General features: G+C 38.3%; 26 protein-coding genes and 1 tRNA gene. 14 read left to right on the forward strand and 13 right to left on the reverse strand.

The features are described 5' to 3' along the window. Nucleotides 1–132: 132 nt before the first annotated feature. The 6 genes from J2756_RS04555 (at nucleotide 133) to J2756_RS11700 (ending at nucleotide 4,318) form a co-directional block, all read left to right on the forward strand. A complete protein-coding gene (locus tag J2756_RS04555) occupies nucleotides 133–813 on the forward strand; it encodes a DUF169 domain-containing protein (protein WP_209583002.1) in 681 nt (226 codons plus the stop codon). Nucleotides 814–816: 3 nt separating this feature from the next. Continuing rightward, the gene (locus J2756_RS04560) at nucleotides 817–1,650 is read left to right on the forward strand and encodes a DsrE family protein (RefSeq protein WP_209583004.1); all 834 of its coding nucleotides are present in this window, start codon (nucleotides 817–819) and stop codon (nucleotides 1,648–1,650) included. Nucleotides 1,651–1,661: 11 nt separating this feature from the next. Next, nucleotides 1,662–1,988, forward strand: a complete 327-nt coding sequence (locus J2756_RS04565) for a DUF5400 domain-containing protein (RefSeq protein WP_209583005.1) — start codon at nucleotides 1,662–1,664, stop codon at nucleotides 1,986–1,988. 382 nt (nucleotides 1,989–2,370) lie between these two features. Beyond that, entirely contained in the window at nucleotides 2,371–3,747 is a 1,377-nt protein-coding gene (locus J2756_RS04570) for a DASS family sodium-coupled anion symporter (protein WP_209583007.1), read from the forward strand. 125 nt (nucleotides 3,748–3,872) lie between these two features. Continuing rightward, on the forward strand, nucleotides 3,873–4,028 hold the full coding sequence (locus tag J2756_RS11695) for a universal stress protein (protein ID WP_342593103.1): 156 nt from the start codon (nucleotides 3,873–3,875) through the stop codon (nucleotides 4,026–4,028). Between the two features lie 8 nt (nucleotides 4,029–4,036). Then, a complete protein-coding gene (locus tag J2756_RS11700) occupies nucleotides 4,037–4,318 on the forward strand; it encodes a universal stress protein (protein WP_342593104.1) in 282 nt (93 codons plus the stop codon). 87 nt (nucleotides 4,319–4,405) lie between these two features. On the opposite strand, the gene J2756_RS04580 is transcribed toward J2756_RS11700, so the two are convergent. After that, the gene (locus J2756_RS04580) at nucleotides 4,406–6,187 is read right to left on the reverse strand and encodes a PAS domain-containing protein (RefSeq protein ID WP_209583009.1); all 1,782 of its coding nucleotides are present in this window, start codon (nucleotides 6,185–6,187) and stop codon (nucleotides 4,406–4,408) included. A 262-nt stretch (nucleotides 6,188–6,449) separates the two neighbouring features. Between J2756_RS04580 and J2756_RS04585 the strand changes: the two genes are divergently transcribed. From J2756_RS04585 to J2756_RS04600, 4 genes are all read left to right on the forward strand, one after another. Continuing rightward, nucleotides 6,450–6,611 (forward strand): hypothetical protein, encoded by a 162-nt coding sequence (locus J2756_RS04585; RefSeq protein ID WP_209583011.1) that lies wholly within the window; start codon nucleotides 6,450–6,452, stop codon nucleotides 6,609–6,611. A 180-nt stretch (nucleotides 6,612–6,791) separates the two neighbouring features. Continuing rightward, the gene (locus tag J2756_RS04590) at nucleotides 6,792–7,178 is read left to right on the forward strand and encodes a hypothetical protein (RefSeq protein ID WP_209583012.1); all 387 of its coding nucleotides are present in this window, start codon (nucleotides 6,792–6,794) and stop codon (nucleotides 7,176–7,178) included. 129 nt (nucleotides 7,179–7,307) lie between these two features. Then, on the forward strand, nucleotides 7,308–7,508 hold the full coding sequence (locus tag J2756_RS04595) for a hypothetical protein (protein WP_209583014.1): 201 nt from the start codon (nucleotides 7,308–7,310) through the stop codon (nucleotides 7,506–7,508). Nucleotides 7,509–7,787: 279 nt separating this feature from the next. Then, the gene (locus tag J2756_RS04600; protein ID WP_209583016.1) at nucleotides 7,788–7,967 is read left to right on the forward strand and encodes a hypothetical protein; all 180 of its coding nucleotides are present in this window, start codon (nucleotides 7,788–7,790) and stop codon (nucleotides 7,965–7,967) included. 168 nt (nucleotides 7,968–8,135) lie between these two features. On the opposite strand, the gene J2756_RS04605 is transcribed toward J2756_RS04600, so the two are convergent. The 3 genes from J2756_RS04605 to J2756_RS04615 all read right to left on the reverse strand — a co-directional run bounded on the left by J2756_RS04605 (nucleotide 8,136) and on the right by J2756_RS04615 (nucleotide 9,450). Continuing rightward, nucleotides 8,136–8,221: transfer RNA gene (locus J2756_RS04605), tRNA-Ser, on the reverse strand. A 120-nt stretch (nucleotides 8,222–8,341) separates the two neighbouring features. Further along, nucleotides 8,342–8,803: an AraC family transcriptional regulator gene (locus J2756_RS04610; protein ID WP_209583019.1), complete on the reverse strand. Its 462-nt coding sequence runs from the start codon at nucleotides 8,801–8,803 to the stop codon at nucleotides 8,342–8,344. Between the two features lie 149 nt (nucleotides 8,804–8,952). Then, nucleotides 8,953–9,450 (reverse strand): TIGR00288 family NYN domain-containing protein, encoded by a 498-nt coding sequence (locus J2756_RS04615; RefSeq protein ID WP_209583021.1) that lies wholly within the window; start codon nucleotides 9,448–9,450, stop codon nucleotides 8,953–8,955. A gap of 325 nt (nucleotides 9,451–9,775) precedes the next feature. Here J2756_RS04615 and J2756_RS04620 point away from each other — a divergent pair, with 325 nt between their 5' ends. The 4 genes from J2756_RS04620 to J2756_RS04635 all read left to right on the forward strand — a co-directional run bounded on the left by J2756_RS04620 (nucleotide 9,776) and on the right by J2756_RS04635 (nucleotide 13,751). Next, entirely contained in the window at nucleotides 9,776–10,231 is a 456-nt protein-coding gene (locus J2756_RS04620) for a MarR family winged helix-turn-helix transcriptional regulator (RefSeq protein WP_209583023.1), read from the forward strand. A 39-nt stretch (nucleotides 10,232–10,270) separates the two neighbouring features. Further along, a complete protein-coding gene (locus J2756_RS04625) occupies nucleotides 10,271–11,728 on the forward strand; it encodes an MFS transporter (protein WP_209583025.1) in 1,458 nt (485 codons plus the stop codon). 139 nt (nucleotides 11,729–11,867) lie between these two features. Next, complete coding sequence (locus J2756_RS04630; protein ID WP_342593105.1) at nucleotides 11,868–12,437, forward strand: TetR/AcrR family transcriptional regulator; 570 nt, start codon at nucleotides 11,868–11,870, stop codon at nucleotides 12,435–12,437. 69 nt (nucleotides 12,438–12,506) lie between these two features. Continuing rightward, nucleotides 12,507–13,751: an aldo/keto reductase gene (locus tag J2756_RS04635; RefSeq protein ID WP_209583028.1), complete on the forward strand. Its 1,245-nt coding sequence runs from the start codon at nucleotides 12,507–12,509 to the stop codon at nucleotides 13,749–13,751. 87 nt (nucleotides 13,752–13,838) lie between these two features. Here the strand turns inward: J2756_RS04635 and J2756_RS04640 are convergent, their stop codons facing one another. From J2756_RS04640 to J2756_RS04680, 9 genes are all read right to left on the reverse strand, one after another. After that, nucleotides 13,839–14,576 carry an MBL fold metallo-hydrolase gene (locus J2756_RS04640; protein WP_209583030.1) on the reverse strand — a complete coding sequence of 246 codons (738 nt, stop codon included), beginning with the start codon at nucleotides 14,574–14,576 and terminating at the stop codon, nucleotides 13,839–13,841. A gap of 174 nt (nucleotides 14,577–14,750) precedes the next feature. Continuing rightward, the gene (locus J2756_RS04645) at nucleotides 14,751–15,257 is read right to left on the reverse strand and encodes a CDP-alcohol phosphatidyltransferase family protein (RefSeq protein ID WP_209583032.1); all 507 of its coding nucleotides are present in this window, start codon (nucleotides 15,255–15,257) and stop codon (nucleotides 14,751–14,753) included. A 111-nt stretch (nucleotides 15,258–15,368) separates the two neighbouring features. Further along, a complete protein-coding gene (locus J2756_RS04650) occupies nucleotides 15,369–15,899 on the reverse strand; it encodes a flavodoxin family protein (protein WP_209583034.1) in 531 nt (176 codons plus the stop codon). 29 nt (nucleotides 15,900–15,928) lie between these two features. Continuing rightward, nucleotides 15,929–16,477, reverse strand: coding sequence for a flavodoxin domain-containing protein (locus J2756_RS04655; protein WP_209583036.1), 549 nt, complete (start codon nucleotides 16,475–16,477; stop codon nucleotides 15,929–15,931). A gap of 142 nt (nucleotides 16,478–16,619) precedes the next feature. Further along, a complete protein-coding gene (locus tag J2756_RS04660) occupies nucleotides 16,620–17,117 on the reverse strand; it encodes a MarR family winged helix-turn-helix transcriptional regulator (protein WP_209583038.1) in 498 nt (165 codons plus the stop codon). A gap of 13 nt (nucleotides 17,118–17,130) precedes the next feature. Further along, nucleotides 17,131–17,958, reverse strand: a complete 828-nt coding sequence (locus J2756_RS04665) for a hypothetical protein (protein ID WP_209583040.1) — start codon at nucleotides 17,956–17,958, stop codon at nucleotides 17,131–17,133. Nucleotides 17,959–18,154: 196 nt separating this feature from the next. Then, nucleotides 18,155–18,670 carry an RDD family protein gene (locus J2756_RS04670; protein ID WP_209583230.1) on the reverse strand — a complete coding sequence of 172 codons (516 nt, stop codon included), beginning with the start codon at nucleotides 18,668–18,670 and terminating at the stop codon, nucleotides 18,155–18,157. A 136-nt stretch (nucleotides 18,671–18,806) separates the two neighbouring features. Next, the gene (locus J2756_RS04675) at nucleotides 18,807–19,265 is read right to left on the reverse strand and encodes a GyrI-like domain-containing protein (protein WP_209583042.1); all 459 of its coding nucleotides are present in this window, start codon (nucleotides 19,263–19,265) and stop codon (nucleotides 18,807–18,809) included. A gap of 262 nt (nucleotides 19,266–19,527) precedes the next feature. Continuing rightward, entirely contained in the window at nucleotides 19,528–20,190 is a 663-nt protein-coding gene (locus J2756_RS04680) for an alpha/beta hydrolase (RefSeq protein ID WP_209583044.1), read from the reverse strand. Nucleotides 20,191–20,193 lie beyond the last annotated feature (3 nt).

Here is a 20,193-nt window from a genome sequence, read left to right on the forward strand (position 1 = left end):
ACTTGCTATTTCAGATGATCTACATCTTCGTACAGAAAGTTTTATAAAGGAAGAGTTATACTATACGTTATAGTTATACTATAAAGTATAGGTGAATGTGTACTTGAAAATTCATAACATGGAGGGCCAAATATGAACTACGAAGAAATGGTAAAAGAATTGAAAGAAGTTTTAGGACTTAAAGGAAGTCCTGTTGCAGTTAAACTAGTTAAAAATCCAGATGATATACCACAATCTTGTGGTAAAATGCCTGAAAGAAGAAGGCACTGTGAATTTGTTCAGGATTCCAGACTCAAGGGAAGTGCAGTATATGCAACCAGTGCCGAGCATTTATGTAAAGGTGGTGCAGGTGTGATGGGAATTGGTAAACTCCCAAAAGTTGTTGCAGATGGCAGCACCTACCACAAGCTCGGTAACTTCAAAACAGCTGAAGGAGCCCTTGAAACTGTTGAGGCCATTCCAAAAGTGGAAGATGAAAACTACGCATCGCTCTACGCACCACTGGAATCTGCAAAATTCGATCCAGATGTTGTGGTCCTTGTACTAACACCAAAACAGGCACTTCGTGTTAGTCAGGCCTATCTCCAGCTTAAAGGTGGAAGATTATCCTGTGATTACTCAGGAATACAGTCAGTTTGTGCAGATGCAGTTGTTGCAGTTAAGGAGAGGGGTGTGCCCAACATGACCCTTGGATGTAATGGTTCACGTAAATTTGCTGGGATAGCTGATGAAGAGGTTGTGATGGGAGTACCACCAGAGAACCTTGAGGACATTCTGGATGCCCTCAAAACATTCAAAGAAAAATGGGGATAGATCATGCAAAGAGTCAAAATTCGGGGCATTAAAGCTCCAAATTCTGCAATACTTGCAGAGAACATTATAAAAAATGGTGCAGATGATGGGCTGATACTCACCCTAAGTCCAGGTTCAGAGAAGGGCCTGGAGGATGTTGCAACCAAGTACGGATTAAAAATGGAAGTTCAGAAACTTGAAGGAGAGGTAGTTGTTAGAATGACCGCTAAAGATGTTGAAACGTTGGATGTTACAGGGGAAACTTGTCCGGGACCCATAATAATTGTAGGAGATAAGCTAGATTCCATGGAAGTTGGTGAGCGCTTGAAGGTTAAAAGCAGCAAGGCCGAAACTATTGAGGATATTTCAGTTTCCATTCCAGGAATGGGTGGGAAGGTCGTTGCAGCTGGAGAAGAGAATAGTAAAAGATATATATTAATTGAGAAGGTTCCAAAAACTGAATCTTTGACTGATAAAAGTTCAGTATCAATGAAAAGGGATAAAGTACTTGTTGTGCAGAGCAACGGTATAGGTAACGCTGAGAAGGCCTATGCAACTTTTATATTCTCAAAAGCAGCCCTCAGCATGGGAAAAGAGGTTACAGTTTTCCTGCTCATGGACGGGGTGAGCATAGCCAAGGATGGAAATGCAAAAACAGTTAAACACCCTGCATTCAACAGGCTGGATGTTCTTATGAGGGAAGCTGTTGATGCTGGTGCGAAGGTATACGTTTGCGAGTTAAGCGCAGAGTTCAGGGGTATGAAACAGGAAGATCTTGTTGATGGTGCTAAACTTGCAGGGGCTGCAACCTACATAACCCTTCTAAGCGACCCAACCTATGCAGTTGTGAATTTCTGAGGTGATTTAAAATGGAATTTAGTTATCAAATATTAATACTTTCAATACTCATGAGTGGAATGGTCACAGGATTTATAACCTTCAGGATGCATGGCATGCGCCTTGCACCCCACTTTATAGCAATCATACTTGCATTCATAGCAACACTTACAGGACTGGTGACAGGGAACATCTGGGTTTTATATGCAACAGTTTTACTTCAGTTTGCTGCAGTTATAACTGCCTTCACCCAAACCTGGGCAGTTTTGAAGTACAACTTCCAGACAGCACCATCTTACGCACCACATCTGGCACTTATGGCCTTGATTCCAGTACTGACAATTGCATCAGTACTTTAATTCTTTATTTTTTAGAATAAATGAATATTAAATCAATGAAGCAAAAAAAACTTGAAATCATGACTTTTTTTAATTTAAGGTGTTTAAAAAGTAGATATACGCCTCGATCAAAATCTTTTTTTACTTAGATTTTTGAACTTAATTTGAACTTATTTTGAACTTAATAAAACGTAAAAATTATTATTTATCTAAAACAAAATAATTACTGATAATAAACACCTTTTCAATGAAAAGAATGGAACTCCTTTATAAATATCCATAATTGATTGATCTAAATGATTAATCATTATAAAATATGTTTATATGTTACTAATTCATTAGGTTATCTGTTTGTAAAAGTCAAGGAGGCTTGAAACGAACATTTACTTGGGAGGGATTGAAAATGAATTTTAACAAGAAAGTTATTGGTTTTATTTTAGCCATTGTAGCTTTTATAGCTGTTATGTTGGTTCCTATTCATGGATTAAGTTATCCAGGGCATGCCGCACTTGCTCTTTTGGTTTTTGCTATAATCATGTGGGGTACTGAGCCCGTTGATTTGCCAGTTACCTCTATTATGATACTGTTTTTATTACCTTTGCTGGGTATTGAGAGTTTTACCAATGCTGCAATAGGTTTTGCTAATCCAATTATCTTCCTGATGATTGGTGGATTTATTCTGGCTGAGGCCATACGTAAAAGTGGATTGGCTAAGCGTTTCACTTATTTTTTACTGTCAAAACTGGGTACAAGTCCCAGTATGAGTATTTTTGCAGCAGTATTCTCAACTGGACTTTTATCTGCATGGATTGAGAATGTTGTGGCATTTGCAATGCTACTGCCCATCATCAAGGAAATCATACCTCTCATGGGTGTGAAAGACGCTGAGAAGGGAAACAGTAACTTTGCAAAGGCCATGGTACTTGGTGCTTCGTACGGTTCACTTGCTGGTGGATTTGGAACTGAGATTGGTACTGCACCCAACCTTATGGCAGCTGCATACACACACCTACCCTTTGCAAACTGGATGGTCTTCGGATTCCCACTGGCAATAGCAATGCTATTCATCATCTGGAAAGTTTTACAGTGGGTGTTCCCACCGGAGGTTAAGGGAATAGTCGGTGGAAAGGAAACTCTCCTAAACACCCTCAGCACACTGGGATCCATCACTAGAACTGAGAAAATAACCGCTGCTATACTCTTCTTCACCATACTTCTGTGGGTTACGACTGGAATAACCGGACTTGACAGTTACTCTGTGGCACTCATTGGTGCTGCACTCTACTTCATAACTGGCGTTGTAGACTGGAAGGATGCTCAGAAGAACATAGACTGGGGACTCATCATCTTCTTCGGAGGTGCACTGGCACTTGGAGCTGCACTCCTAAACACGGGAGCAGCAAATTTCCTTATAAACAACCTCATAGGACTTATGGGAAGTGACCCCTCCACAATGGTAATAATGATACTATTAATGGTCATAGCTGTGATATTCACACAGGTCATGTCCAACATAGCACTCTCAGCTATCCTTATTCCAATAGCTGTTACCTTATCATCCACTCAGGGCCTTCCTGTTGGAACCTACGCAGTTCCTGTTGCAATTGCATGTTCACTGTCCTTCATGTTCCCAATGGCAGATCCAACGGTGGCAATGGCATATGGAACAGGTTACGTGAAAATAAAAGAGATCCTGAAGGCAGGAATACCAATGGTCATCATAGGAATCATACTAACCATAATAATCCTGCTGACCATAGCTAAACCATTCCTAGGATAATGTGATTGAGTTATTTACAGATATAAAATTCTGTAAATTTTTTATTATTTTTAGGACATTCCACAAATATTAAGAATTTCTGAAGAACCTGATTATGAAACCTGAAATTTTGGAGGTTTGAAGTTATGTTTAAAAAAATATTGTTACCTACAGATGGTTCAGAAGCATCTGAAAAAGCAGGTCAATATGCTATTTCAACTGCAAATTCAGATGGTGCAGATATAATTATTCTAAATGTGATTGACACCAATTACTTGAAATCGTTATCACAAATGATTTAAAAGAAAAATTGGATGAAGAATTACGTGAAGCAGGAAAAAAATCTGTTGAAAAATTTAAAAAGAAAATTGAAGATGAACAGTGTGCTGGTAACTGTAAGAACATTAAAATGATAACTATGATCAAACATGGTCAACCTGCAGATGTTATCCTAAAAACAGCAAGTCAAGAAGGTGTAGATAAGATAGTAATTGGAAAATCTGGTAAACAAGGCTTGGAAAGATTCTTATTGGGCAGCACAACAGAGAGAGTGGTTAGAGGGACAAAGGTTCCAGTTACCATTGTAGTTTGAGTATTTTCTTTATTTTTTCTGACATTTAAACTATTTTTTCTTTTAAATCATTAATTTAACCTTTTTATAATTAAATGTGCCTTAGTTTTAAATTTTAAGGTTGATATCTCTCCAGTAAATAGAAATACCATCCAGTGAGGGATAAACACTGAAACCAAACCAGTTTCCAGTTCCATTTATGTCATTGGCTTCAAAGTACTTGGTTTCCTGTTCATCCATTGCCCTGCGGAAGGTTGTTTCATAGTTGGTTCCTAAAAGTTCAGGGAATCTTTCCCAGATGTTTTCTCCAACGAGATCCTCAGGTTCAGCACTGAAGTACTCCCCAGCAGCTTGATTGACGTAAATAAAATTCCAGTAGGAATTCAAAGCAAAAAATCCATCCTGGATGCTATCTAAAATCTTTTTTATTTGATTTTGAGCATTAGCAAGTTTTTCTTCAGCCTGCTTACGTTCAGTATCATTGAAAATATAACCCTTAACCTGAATCAGTTCACCCAAATCATCAAAAATACCTACAACATTGGCAACGACGTGTATCCTCAAACCATCGGATCGCCTCTGCCAGCTTTGAAAACCCTTGATGTTACCCTCCCTCTTGAGACGCGTAACCATGTAAGGCCAGTCAAAGGAGTTGGACTGTGAAATATTCCATTGAAGTGCAGTTTTATAATCATCAAATCCGTAGATTTCAGCAAATGCGGGGTTACATTCTAAAATTTCCCCATTAGGTGCTGCAATAAAATCCCCAGTCAAATCCTCCTCAAATAGACGATGATACTTCTCCTCACTACGTTTAAGAGATTCTTCAGCCTTTTTACGCTCAGTATCATCAAAAATATAACCCTTAACCTGAACAAGCCCACCCAAATCATCAAAAATGCCCACAAGGTTACTGACAACGTGAATCTCCTTCCCATCAGGACGTCTGTGCCATCTCTGATGATCCTGGATTTTACCTTCATCCTTAAGACTGGAGATTAAATTGACCCAATCATCAGGGTCAAATTGTGAAATATCTGACTTAAGAGATTTTTCACGGTTATCGAATCCATATATTTCAGCAAAAGCAGGGTTACAGTCAAGCACCCTACCATCCAAAGTTGCAATAAAATCCCCAGTCAAATCCTCCTCAAATAGACGATGATACTTCTCCTCACTACGTTTAAGAGATTCTTCAGCCTTTTTACGCTCAGTATCATCAAAAATATAACCCTTAACCTGAACAAGCCCACCCAAATCATCAAAAATGCCCACAAGGTTACTGACAACGTGAATCTCCTTCCCATCAGGACGTCTGTGTGTTGACTGGTGGCCATGGACTTTATGTTCCAGTTTAAGGCGTTTTATTAAGGTTTCCCAATCATAGGGGTTGAAATTCGATATGTCTGATTGAACAGCCAATTCACGGTTATCAAAGCCGTAAATATCCGCAAATGCAGGGTTACACTCAATAACCTTACCCTCCATCGTTGCAATAAAATCCCCAGTCAAATCCTCCTCAAACCAGCGCCTGTACCTCTCATTTTCTTTAATGAATTCTGCAGAGGTACTCCCTGTGACCTCCTGAATCTGCACTAAAAACCCGGAATCAAGCACGGAAATGTTCCAATCAATTAAAAGCTCACCAGACTTTGTTGTGATGGCTTTGGTTTCAATATTCTCAAAATCCAAGGGAGCTTGAAACCTAGTTGATCCTTCTTCAAGCAATGTTTCCTTTTTTTGAGCCATGAATGCAGTGTCAAAGATATCAATGTCTGAAGCATCTTCAGGAATTCCAGTTATCTTTAATGCAGATTGATTGGCATCCACCAATTTACCATCCACATCACAGAGAAGAAGGCCTATGGGAGATTTCTCGAATATCTCCATTAAATTAATGTGATTGCTTTTAAAACCTATTCCCCCTTGATACTATCAGTTTTTATGGTGTTTTCAGTTCCTGACTTTTTAGATATTAAATGGGTGGAGGATGATTATATAAGTTGAGGTGGTTCAAGAGCTGTTTAAAAAAATTTAAAACTGGATTTAATTCCATACTTTTTTGATAAATTTTATATATGGTTTCTATTTAACAGTTAAAGAGATAATTAATTATTAATATGATATATGTTAGTTTAGGAGGAGAAAAAATATGGAAGATAAACATATGGACATGTTGATCTATGTTATGGGTTTTTTAGGATTGATAGTACTTCTTGGAGGAGTATTCAAGCTTTACACATTTAAATACGGTTTATTTGCTGCTATAATAATATGGTTCATATCTGGAGCAGCTAAGAGATACTACAGTTAAACACATGTCATTTTATTTTTAAATATTTTTTTATGAAGATTTAAAAAGATTTATAAGTTTTTTAGCTGTTTTTAGAGGGCAATGAATGTTCAATTTCCAATTATAGATTATTCCGTGCATTTGCACATCAAAAATTCACAATATTTAAATAATATGATAATTTATTACATACATGATGTTATGAAGAGAGGATATCGGGTATGCAAGGACTGTGGTGGACGTTACGATCTCCAGCCTGGAGAATTGCCTGGAGAATTGCCTGGAGAATTTGAAAGCCGCAGTTGTGGGGGAAAACTGGAGTATTATGATAATAACGGGCATAAAAGAGGATGCATGCCTGTGTATCCCAACGCTAATAGATCAAAAGAAAGAAGCCCCTTACTCAAAATTTTAATTTTCTTTGTGGTTGTCTACGCAGTGTTCCATGTTTTCGGTGGTGTGGTAATAAGTGTTATAGGAGCAACAACTGAAGTAGGGAGCCCTGGAGCCACCTATGTATTTGTTCTTTTCATGGTGATTGCCATTGCAGTTATCTTAGTTCTGTTATGGATTTTATTTAAGAAATGATTATTGGATGGGATTAACTAGGATTTATTAAAACTAATTGGAGAATGGGAATATGCGTTATTTGAAATGCAAAGAATGCGGTGGAATTTACGAGCTTCAGGAAGGAGAATCCCCTGAGGATTTTGATGTTTGCCACTGTGGGGGGAAATAGAGTACCATCTTTCACGTGATGAACTGAATGAGAGATCTGAGTATGTTCCATCTGATGAGGAAATAGCCTGGAGAGAGTCTTCCAACAGAAACCTGTTAATCATACTCATTATTGCAGGTACCGTTATATTCCTAATACCAATGGTCATTGCACTCCTGATATATAGCGCCTATTTTTAGAGCACTTGAACAGAGCAGAACTGCAGTTATTCTTGTTCAACGAAAATATTGAAAAAATGTAAAGTGAATATCTAGAAAAAAATCTACACCAATAACAACCATCCGAAGTTTGAAATGGAACGTCATGAATCTAGTATCATACTGCACTTAAACGTTATAAAACAAAAAAAATAATCAAACATAATCACAGATTACGTGTTGATGAAAAAAAAACATTATATTAAGATTAATTGACAAATAACAATATAAAAATAACTGAAGAGTCATTAAGGTGGTTTAGTGCCAGGATTACCTTCTGGAGCTTTTGCTCAAGTTACGGGAACGCCAATTAGAACGAAAATTGGTTTAATTATCGATATAATCGTTGCAATCATATTTATAGTCTATTTTTTTGCATTCTATTGGTGGTTTTGGAGAAAATATAGTAATATAGGTGAGAATGTAGAAGATGAAGAATAAAATGAAGAGGATATTTGATATAATTTAATATAACAAGAAGTTAATTACTAATTTTTATATTTCAGCATACATTCATTATTGGATAACATCAACAATTTAAATTATTATTGACAACCACTTGGAATTTAAAAAGAAGATTTTTTTGATTTATTTTGAGTAATTTGAAGACGCCGGGACTGGGATTTGAACCCAGGACGAGCGGATGCTCAACAGGATTTCGAATCCTGCGCCTTACCTGACTAGACTATCCCGGCAGATGATCATGATAGGTTATATCTTATTTAGAAGAGGTTCCTATTTATACTATTATTCAAACTAATCCAACTTAAAATTTGGTTTTAAATTAAAAAAAGGAATTATTAAGGTTCCAAACTTTACCGTACCTTGATCACAGGCAGCCTGACCTCTGTTAGGAGTTCTTCCTCTGAAACCATGTTAGGATCATTGAGGTAAACCTCTGTTATGGGCCCAACGATATCGTAGCCGTTGTCCACTGCGTGCTGTGCCACTGTGTGGATTACAGGGCCAACATCTGTGTAAGGCCCCTTATGGGTTGCTGCAAGTACAGTGTGTTCTGGTATGTCCTTGAAGCCCAGCTCATCTTCCTGGGGAATCTCATCTTCAACTGAAAAGCCTATTTCATACTCCAGTTTATCCTCAGGCACATCTTCAGGGCTGTTGAAGTAAGTTCCGTAGACTGTTCCAGTCATTTTAAGGTTCTTCTTCATTACGAGCTGTCCCACTTCCTGCATATGCTCTGGTATCTTGTCATAACTACCACTGTATGGTATGTAAGCTACTTTTAATTCTTCAATCCTTTTTTCAGTTACTTCCATTTTGAACTCTCCTGGTTTTAGTAAGTTCTCGTTGACTAATAACCATTGCGGATAAACTTCAGAATTGATATTTCGGATTTATCTAGGGTTTCCAAAAGGGTGGGGAGGTAAAATTAATAATATAACTTAAAAATAGAATTATATTCTCTTCAGGCAATGCTTGGTGGCCTGTTGGTGTTGAGGGTTATGGCACTGTCTGCAGAATTCTGTAGAGCTATGCTGAAACCTGGTTCAGCTCCAATTACAATTGTTTTTTTACCGTTTTCCTTTGCTATGTTTACGAGTGGGAAAAAATCAACGTCTCTTGTCATAAGAGCAATTATGTCTATATCAGGGTTGTGAATTAGTTCATATGCTTCCACAGCTATGTGAACATCTGTTTCTCCTGCAACAATTATGGGTGAGAATCCCTCATTTGTAACTGCTTCTATGAGCTTGCCTGAAGCGTACTGGTTTAAAAAAACTTTTCCAACTCTTACACTTCCATACTGGCTGATTATTTTTCTCACAACATCGAGATGGCAGTCAAATTCTTTTCGGAGCATGTTTGGTCCATCTACAAGAAGTCCCACGTTCTTTCCATCCTTTCCTTCATTTAAAAGGGGGAGGCGATCCTTCAATGAATTGAATTTTTCTAGGTTAGCCATTTTTTTTCATCTCCATGATGTTCAAAATTTTAATAAATTTTTTACTTTGAACATAAGTGAATGTACATTTCTATTATTAACAAAGAATAAGTACCTATGCCTAAATCAGACCCAAATCTACACCAAATCCAAGTTTTCCATTTTAGTTTTAAAACGATACTTTTATGTATTGAACTAGTGATTGCAGAAAAAAATCAATAGATATGCAAAAATCGAGTTTAGAATTGAACTTATTCCCTCCCCAGGTAGTTTCAAATGCAGAATATTTATATCATCCCAAGATATAGTCGTGTAACGATATAAATTTTCGGTGGAGTTGTAGTATATGGATGAAAAGGTAGATGAAGCCATTGAATACTGGAATAAATTAAACAAAAGCCTTCACTTGAAACATCATGAAGCAGCTAAAAGGTACGATTTAAGCTTGGAACAATTTCATTTACTTCTGGAACTTGAAGAGTTGGAACTGAATGTGCAAGGGGATGTATCTCAGAAGGTCCCAAGTGTTGGAGAAATAGCAGTTCGAAAGGGCTGTGCACCACACACCATATCCGAGAGGTTAAGTAGACTGCAAAAAAAGGGACTCGTTGATAGGGTTAAAGATCCGCATGACCTTAGAATAAGCAGAATAATCCTTACAAAAAAAGGTAAAGGAATTATAAAACATATAAGGCATGAATCCAGGGATATATTTCTAAAAAACTTGTTTGAAAGTATGGATAAAGGATCCCTTGAAGAACTGGTTGAAGGTCTCAAAGAACTCATGAAAAAGTTGGAATAACTCTAAAAAAAAGATTGGAGTGTATCGAAGGAATGAGAAATGACAGATACTATTTACAAAACAGAAATTGCAAGAAAATCCTATGGAAATCGCTACAAAATAATGATCGTAGTTTTAACTGCAGTTTTCATGGCAGTTTTAAATACAAACATAGTTAACGTTGCCCTTCCAACCATAACAAGTTTTTACAACGTTCCTGTTGGACTGTCACAGTGGATAATTACAGGTTACCAGGTTACAGCAACCATAACTCCCCTGATATTTGCAAAATTATCGGATCGAATTGGAAAATCAAGAATATTTCTAATTGGCCTTTTAATATTCACAATCAGCTCATTTTTATGTGGAATTTCAACATCATTACCTGAGCTCATCTTCTTCAGGATAGTGCAGGCACTGGGAGGGTCCATGATCATGAGCATCAACCTCGCAATCCTCATGCAGATATTTCCAGGCCCAGAGCGAGGAAGGGTTATGGGCTATTTCACAGCCATAATCGGGTTTGGAATGATCATAGGGCCAACAGTGGGAGGAATATTAGTTGATACTCTCGGATGGTCTTATATATTCTTCGTTAACCTCCCAATAGGAATACTGTTACTGTTACCCACACTCAAATACCTTAAAATAGAAGAAAAAATTACAAAAGAATGGTACAATGATTATACAGGATCCATACTCTTCATAATATCCATTGGAAGCTTCTTCATGGTTTTAAATACCATATCCAACACTCCAGTTGATGTAAATGCTGCAGCAATTTACACTGCAGTCTTTATTGCATCACTCGCTGGCTTTGTAGTTAGAGAGATCAGGGTTGAAAAACCATTTCTGGACATATCTGTGTTTAAGATAAGGAGTTTCACGTTTCCCAACATCAGTCTGGTGCTCTACTTCACAGCAACCTTCATAATGGTTCTTATTCAACCATTTTACTTCGAAGGGGTCATGGGCTTCAGCCCTTCAAATGTGGGAATTTTAGCGGCTGTAATGCCCCTTGCAATGATGATTAGTTCCCCAGTAAGTGGAAGGATTTACGACAATCTGAAACTTCAGAAAAAGTCATGGATCGTTGGAAACTACGCAATGGTGGGCATAACACTCATGGGAATTGCGTACTTCATCTGTGGCTATGGATTTGAAGATTCCAACCTCACACTGATAGTGGCAAGTTTTTTACTTGCAGGGATCTGTCGTTCAATCTTCCAGGGACCTAACAACCTGGACATCATGGCTGCACTTCCACAGGAGAGGGGTGCCCTTGCGTCAAGTATAACAGTAACCAATCAAAGCTTTGGACTGGCCCTGGGTACTGCCATGGGGACTTTACTCCTTTCTGTACTTCTATTTGGAGAAGGGTACTCTGGAGATGTTGTGGGTGCAAGTGCAGGTCTTCTGAAAGGAGTTTGTGGAACAACGATGTACATAAGTTCAGCACTCTGTTTTGTAGGAGCTTTTCTATCTTATAAATGGGGTTTAAGAAGTGGTGAGAACTGAAAGTTGCTTAAAAAGATTTTATTTAATATTCTGAAGAACAATTTTTTTAATCTTTTATTTTTAATCCGAAGATGTAAACTATAAATATGTGATTGACTAATCAGTCTAATAATTGTTGAAGAATTATTGAAGTAAGTAGGTGGATAATTTGAATGAAAAGGAACTGAAAATAATGGATACCTCCCTAAAACTCTTCGTTGAGAGAGGATTTCATGGAACTTCAACTGCAGAAATTGCAAGAAATGCAGGAGTTGCAACAGGCACACTTTTCCACTACTTCAAGACCAAAGAAGACCTCATAAACCATTTGTACCTTTACTCTAAGGAAAGTCTTCTTGGCTCTGTTAGTGGACACTACAACAATGCAGAATCATTCCAGGAAAATATAAAAAGATTGTGGTTGAAACTGGTATATTTCGGAATTCAGGAGTCAAACCAATTTCAGTTCATCCTCAGTTTTCACTGCTCTCCTTACATCACATCTCTCACAAAAAGACAGGTTGAAACTAAATTTGAAAGCGTTTTCGAAGCCTATAAGATTGGGCTTGAAAAACAGGAGATAAAGGAAGCATCCTATGAAATGCTTACAGATTGCCTCTGGGGCAACGTGGTGGCTACCGTCAACCACTTCGAGAGGTACCCTGAAAGATTCAACGAAAAGACATTAAACCTTGCATTCGAACTTTTCTGGGGTGGAATTTCCAAATAAATAATTTATAGAAAATAATTTTCAAAATTTTATTTAAATGATTAATTAGAATTATTTGAGGTTTATGATATGCAGAAGAGAACAATCACAAAAACAGGACAAGAAATCTCTGCACTGGGATTCGGTGCAATGAGGCTTCCCACCAAAAACAGCAGGATTCAGAAAGAAGAAGCAAAAAAAGAGATATATTATGCTATAGACCATGGTGTGAACTTCATAGATACTGCTGTGCCCTACCATGGAGGTGCAAGTGAATCCTTCCTTGGTGAGATACTTTCTGGAGAGTACAGGGACAAAGTGAAGATTTCAACGAAAATGCCCCCGTGGTCTGTTAAGAAGTACGAGGATATGGAGACTATTCTGGATAAACAGCTTGAAAGGCTCCAAATAAACTGCATTGATTATTACTTCATTCATAGCCTAGGTAGGGGAAGCTACGAGAGACTTGAGAAGATTGGAGTTTCAAAGTTCCTTGAAAAAGCCAAAACAGAGTGTAAGATCAAATATGCAGGTTTTTCGTTCCATGACAACCCGGAAGCATTCAAGGAGATTGCAGATGCCTACGATTGGGATGCTTGCATGATACAGTACAACTACATGGACGAGGAAAATCAGGCTGGAAAAGGTGGTATGGAATATGCTGCCTCCAAAGGTATGGGAATTTTTATAATGGAACCTCTTAAAGGTGGACACCTTGCAGGAGATGTGCCTGAAAGGGCCGCAAAGATATGGGACCGTGCTGAGGTTAAAAGAAGTCCTGCAGACTGGGCTCTGCGTTGGGTACTGAACCATCCTGAGGTTACCTGTGTACTGTCTGGAATGAACAGTGCGGAACAGGTAGAGGAGAATCTGAAGGTTGCAGGAGAGGTTCAGCCGAACTCATTAACCTCTCAAGAGCTGAAACTCTACGAGGATGTTAAAGAGGTTTACAAGGATCTTACAAAGGTTAACTGTACAAGCTGTGGTTACTGCATGCCATGTCCAGTTGGGGTGGATATTCCAGGGTGTTTTGAAATTTACAACACCAAGTACATGTTCAAAGATAAAAGTGCACCCTTTTCCTACCTGATACGAATGGGTGGGGTCATGAGTGGTAACGAATCAAATGCCGGACTCTGCATAGACTGCGGTAAATGTGTCAGAACATGCCCACAGAAGCTGAGCATCCCAGAGCTTTTGGGAGATGTTTCAAGTGAACTGGAGGGCCATGGATTCCGTTACAAGGTGAAATTTGCAAAATCAGTTGTTATGCCCCTTATGGATGTGTTCATAGCACTGCAGCATCGGTTTTCAGGGAACAAATCACAAAACTGAATAATTCGCTCCGTTTTCTAGGAATATTTAATTTTAAATTATTAATTTTAAATTTTTAATAATTGATTAAGAATGAAAAATTTTAGGTTACCCTGATCCTTTTTTTAAATTTTTATGAATATCATAAGCATTTTGAAGCTCTTTCCTACTCCTATCTCCACCATGACCTGGAATAAAAATCTTTGAACCTGTTTTCAGAAGTTTATCCCAACTCTCAATCATGACCCCAGGATCATCTGCAAATGGTGGGAAAACATAGCCTCCGAAAACTCCAAAGACGGTATCACCAACCAGTGCCAATTCATCATCCACCACAACACTCAAAGAACCATAAGAATGGCCAGGAGTGTGGATAACGTGTGCATCAATTCCAAAATCATTCAGACAAAATGTTTCATCCACTTCAATGTCTGGATCCACGGATCTGTATTTGTAACGTGACTCCAAACTTCTTCCACCCCCTTTAAACATTTCAACTGAAGTAACAATGAACTTGGTAAGGAAGTTGGTTCCCTGTGGCAGTGGAGTGTTTCCCCTCATCAAGTACTCTGCCTCGCTTCTTTGAACGATTATTTTTCCATGATATTTTTCTTTCAGGGCTGCGGCATTTTCAACATGATCAAAATGGGTGTGGGTGAGTACAATGGCTTCCAGACCATTTCCAGCTGTTAAAATATCAAGTTTTTGATTTAACTTTTTCCATGAGCTGGTTCTACCAGTATCCACAAGAACATGTTTACTTCCCCTTGAAATTAAAAAAGCGTTGCTTCGACCATTTAAAACTTGATGAACAGTATTTTTTCCATGTGTGATCCATTTTTTCATGTTTTTCATCAACCTAATTTATGTTTTATCCCTTTACCCATAACCTTTATTCACCATTTAAATCTTTTATAAACTATTCACAGTCCTTTTTCATTTACCCACTTTTATTACCCATAATTCTTAAAAAAGTTTTTAAAATCCCTTCAAAGACTATATCATCACATAAACCTACTTTCAATTATCAGGATTCCTGTAAAAAAAGAACAAACGGCTTAAAATTGATGACAAACAGAACAGTGTAAGTGATATCATTAAAATCTGTCTTACACTAGGTTGAGGTAGTAAAAGTGATATAACTACCATTCCCATTAGGAAAGCCCCCAGATATTTGCCCACTGGATCGTAAACTGGAGTTTCAAGTCCAGACGTTGCAATGAAGAGGCTGAACATGGTAATGATAAGTACCAAAACCATTGGATCGTACCAACCCACCAGTACAAATGCAGAAAAACATACCAGTATCAGAACAAAATCTGCTAGCACATCCATGTAAGCTCCTGCATTTGAGGTTGAATTCATTTTCCTTGCAATGTAACCATCCATGAAGTCTGTGAAACATGCAAAAGCAAATAGTATCATGGAAATTGAATATAATCCTTTAAAAAATGTGAAAACAAAGAGAGGAGCTATTAAAAATCTTATGGAGCTTACTCCCGATGGAATGAATGATCTTTTAAACATCTTTTTCTCCAAAATAATATGTGTAGAATCGATCCATCAATAGAAAAAGAACTGGATATAAAATCCATTCTTGATACTCTGGATTGGTTCTTTCTAAAACTACCTATGCATTCACGTTAGAATCTGGGATACGAAGTTTGAATATTCAACTTTGTCTGCAGAGCTTCCAAATTTCTCTGAAACTTCAACTCGTACTGAGCTCTTCTTAAGGATATCCGCCATAAACTGGTTTGAATCATTGTTATCTGTTCCACCAGTTGAATAAACCCCTACTGTAATGTTTTCTGGTAAGTTTAATCCCTCCAGATAAGAATTTATGGTACCTGAGGGCTTGCCACCGTAAGTAGGGCTTCCAACCATCAGTATACTGTATCCGGACAGTTTTGATGCATCTGAAGATTTAGGTCCTGCAAGTACAACCTCATAACCCTTTGCCTTTAAATCATTAGCCATTGATGATGCCACATTTTTGGTGTTTCCTGATAATCCTGGATCGTAGACTATCAGGGCCTTGCCTGTAACTGCACCATCTGGTTTTAAGGTTTCAGCAGCGTAACTTCCAGAAAGACTAAACAACCATACACCTGCTGCAGCCACCATTATTATGGCCAACACTATTCCTATTATCTTCAGTATACCCATAAAAAAACTTCCTTAAATTTTTTCTAGTTTCAAATATCTTTACTTGTGGTGTTCACAAGATCACGAGCCCATTCCCTTATTAAATCCCAGTCACGGTAATCATAGCGTTTACTGGTGTCTATACCCTGTTTTTCCAGTTCTTTTTTAATGAAGCCCCTTGTGAATTTGTACATCAGCCCATGTTTGGCTTCTGGGTCGTACACACTGCCAAACAGTCCTGTGGCCACGGGTTTATTTAGTAGGTTCTTCTTGGCAACATCATCAAGGTACTTTTCCTGTCCCTCTGCACGACTCTTCTCTTCATTGGCAGCACCGCAGGAAACAAAAAGCGCCACATTCTTACTGGCGAGAATTTCTTTGTTGTTTTTAAGGAAGTTAAGTGCATTTTTGGTCCACTTTCCCATTTTTATCCCACTTCCAACAACCACAAGGTCATATGGAGTTACATCACAATTCTTAAGACCTCTTGAATCCACTAGATCCACTTCAGCCCCTTCATCTTCCATAATCCTACTTATTTCTTCTGCAATTTCTGCAGCTGTACCGTATCTGGTTCCATACACAATTAACGCTTTCATTTCAATCCCCAACTTTAAATCAATTTTTTTAACTTTATTCATCAATTATTGATTGATTATTTTGATTTTTTATTATAAATTATATTTTGATTTTTATATGACTTTTAAAGGTTTATATGACTTTTAAAGGTTTATATGACTTTTAAATGTTTTTAGAATCTTTATATAAAGTTTCAGATGATCTTTCAAGTTTTCCCATGATTTCGAATAGAGTTTTAGCTTCCTCATCGTCCAGGGATTGGAAGAGTGCAGACACTGATTCAACATCTTCACCATTTCTTCCCTCCCAGTATCTTTGAGATTCCTCTGTGAATTTCAACCTCAGTATGCGTTTGTTGCTTTTATCTCGTTCGATTTTTAAGAATCCTCTTGCCTCCAATCTGGTGGCCAGTTGTTTAACGTTTTGGTGTGTGGTGCTCATTGCTTCTGCCACTTCCTGCATGGATGGGTCATGTTTGAATGCATTTCCCATAACCACCATCATCAGCCACTGCTTGGTTGTTATTCCATCCTTGGCAAATTCCTTGTTGATTATGTAGCCCCATCTCTGCTGTACCAGAAATAGAACTACCAGAATGTATTTCTCCATTTCAAGCCTTTCCAAGCCGAACTCTGCCTTTAATTCCTCTGGATCTTTCATTGCAATTCCTACTTTAATCTAATTCCACGTCTTTGAAGTAGTGCAAGTTTCCATGAATTTTTTTATAGAAGGTTGTTGTGATTATTAATCCTGCAATGGTCAACACCACGAAGAGAAGTGCCTGTCCCACTGCAACGTCCACACCGTTTCTTGCCATGAAAAATATCATGGAGATTATGGCCGTTCCAAGGAGGGACACCTTTACAAGGAGTATTGAAATGAGTGCATAACCCCATCCTCTACCCTTTAAGGTCATGAGTCCTGCAATAAATGCGGCTGGAACGAGTACTCCCAGATCCAAAGCCTGAATCACCAGGGTTGTGTAAGTTTCAAGTGCAGCAGGGACAGTACCATTCAGGAGTGATCCTAATATCATTGAAAGCCACATACCTGCAAGTAACAAACCCATGATTATTGGGAATACTCCTGCTACTTTAATGGTAACTCCTGGGGAGACACTTTTTTTAATTGTTTTAACATCCATGGACAACAGTCCGTAGAGGAATGTGTAGAGAGATACTGAGAACAGTGCCACATAAACCAGGAAAAGCTGGTTGTAGGATGTCAAAAATGACATGGAGGCATAGGAGTAAAGGAAGTAGAAGATAGTTCCCATCCACATCAGGTAACCCCTGAGGGAAGCTCTGGATATCAGGTACATTGATACCAGAAGTAAAGGAACAGCCACAATGAGCGTTATCACGTCTTGACCCATCATCTGGGCCACACCAGAAACTGTGTCATGTTTGTAGAGACCCTTCCAGAATAAGCCTGATGCAGTTGCAAACACCGCCAGAATTCCAATGACAATTGAATTTACGTATATTATTTTTTTATCCATTTTTTATCAACCCATAGGTAATATATTACATGTTAATTTAGGTAATATATTACCTAATATATAAAGTTTGCCCAAAATCAAAAGGTTCAGGTTATGTGAAATTTTTTACACTTGAAGTGTGGGTATGAATGTGAGCATGGATTTGATATGAAAATAAAAAATCAATTAAATGTATAAAAAAAAATAAATATGGTGATTATTTTTCTTTTATCACCAGTGTGTGGGCTGCACTGTCACCTAAACGCTGGTTCTTATCGCTTGAATGGATCAAAAGGATTGCAACCAGATAACATATAAAACCATCTATTATCCGCAGGATGTTCCTTACAAAACTCTTGGTGTAATCCATTACCTCCAGATCTTCCTCTTTTACAACTTTGATATGAATAATTCGCTTTCCAAGGGTCCGACCTCCACCTAAAGGTCCCTCTAAAAGGATGAAGTAACCAAAGAATAGTAAAAAACCCACCAAATAATTAACCACCATAAGGAATCCATCACTGGTGGATTGAACTCCTCCAAAAACAATCATCAAACCTATTACTAGCCCTGCAAGAAAAGCAAGAACGAATATTACTAACATATCAATGATATAAGCAATGATTCTATCACCTAAACTTGCTAATTGAACTTCATATCCAAGTTCAGCCCCACATTTTTGACAGAACTTAGCATCATTTATATTACTTTCTCCACATTCATTACATAACATTTTAACACCATTTTAAGGTTAGAGGAAAAGTAATATAAAGTTTTCTTTCGGTTATGTCACCAAACAGGTTATAATTTTAAAATGTAAAAGAAAAAATTGAATATTTCATGAATAAAAAAATAGGAAAGCTCTGAAATTACTTTTTCACCACAGGAAACTGAACCTCTGTGAGAAGCTCTGATTCTGGAACCTCATCTGGACTGTTGAGGTATATTTCCTCCACAGGTCCTGCAATCTGGTAGTTGTTTTTAGCTGTGTGCTCAAACAAGCTGCCATAGACTGATGCTGCTTCGCCGTAGGGGCCCTTGAATACTGTGGATACAGCTTCGTGTTCTGGAACTTTTTTTATCTGAACATCATCTTCAGGATCTACCTCACCAAGGAATGCTGCTCCAACCTCCCATTCCAGTTCTTCTGGAGCCACTTCATGGGGGCTGTTGAAGTATGCACCATATACTGGAAGTTCTATCTGAAGGTTCTTCTCCATTAAAAATCCCACTACCCTTCCAAGGAGTTCTGGGATCTTCTCGTAGCTGCCTTTGTATGATATGAAGGCTGCCTGATACTCTTTTACCTTTTTTATCTCTATCTCCATAGTTACACGTCCAAAATGTTAAAAAGGGTAGCACGTATTGTGGGGGCAATCGTGCTGTATGATAGTTTATTATGGAGTACCTTCTAGTTTTTGGGAGCGTGTGGGAAGTAAAATAATAGACAGTTTTTGAGGGTTAAGATCTTGGTTTCTGTGATCTTAAGGTATCAAATGATTATATCATGGATTATCTGTTATTTTAACAATTTTATATCTTAGGGTTGAAGAAAAAAAATATTAAAAAACGTCAGTTCAGTGAAAAAAATTAACCCAACCAATCCCCAACCTTCTCGCACACAACCTCAAAGGTCTCCTCCAGCGTGTAAATATCATGGTGAAGGGCGTTGTCTATCATAACTGCAGGTACTCCCTCAGACTCCAGTTCCTGGCATCTCTCAGCTATCTCAGGTATGTCGTTCTGGCCGTAAACTATGAAGGTGGTGTCAGCTTCAAAGCGTCCAGCAGGCAGATCCCTCATCATATCAAATACAGTATCTGGAGAGGGTTCTTTCACCCTGTAGCTTCGCTTTTTCCCCATTACCTCATGAATTCCCTCATGGAAGGTTGTGCCAAGTGAAGGTGATATTCCAAGGCGGTATTCTGCACTGCTCACAAGTGCCATGCGCCCTCCCATGGAATGCCCTACAGCTGCAACCTTTCCAAACTCCCCTGCATACTCAATGATTGTTTCCAGGTCATTGAGCGCATCTCCATCGAGTATGTGCAGATTTTCTCCATGTCCCCTGATGTCCACTGCAAATGTTGCAGCACCACATAAGGCCAGGCGCCATGCAAGTCCCAGCTGTTCCTCCTTGGAGCCACCGTAACCATGAATAACCACCGCAGCACCAACTGCATCCTCGGGTATAATACTTACACACGGAACTGTGAAGCCCTCACCTAAAATCTGTTCCCTTTTGATCTCCATTTA

This window comes from Methanobacterium aggregans (assembly GCF_017874455.1).
GTDB classification, from domain to species: Archaea; Methanobacteriota; Methanobacteria; order Methanobacteriales; family Methanobacteriaceae; genus Methanobacterium_C; species Methanobacterium_C aggregans.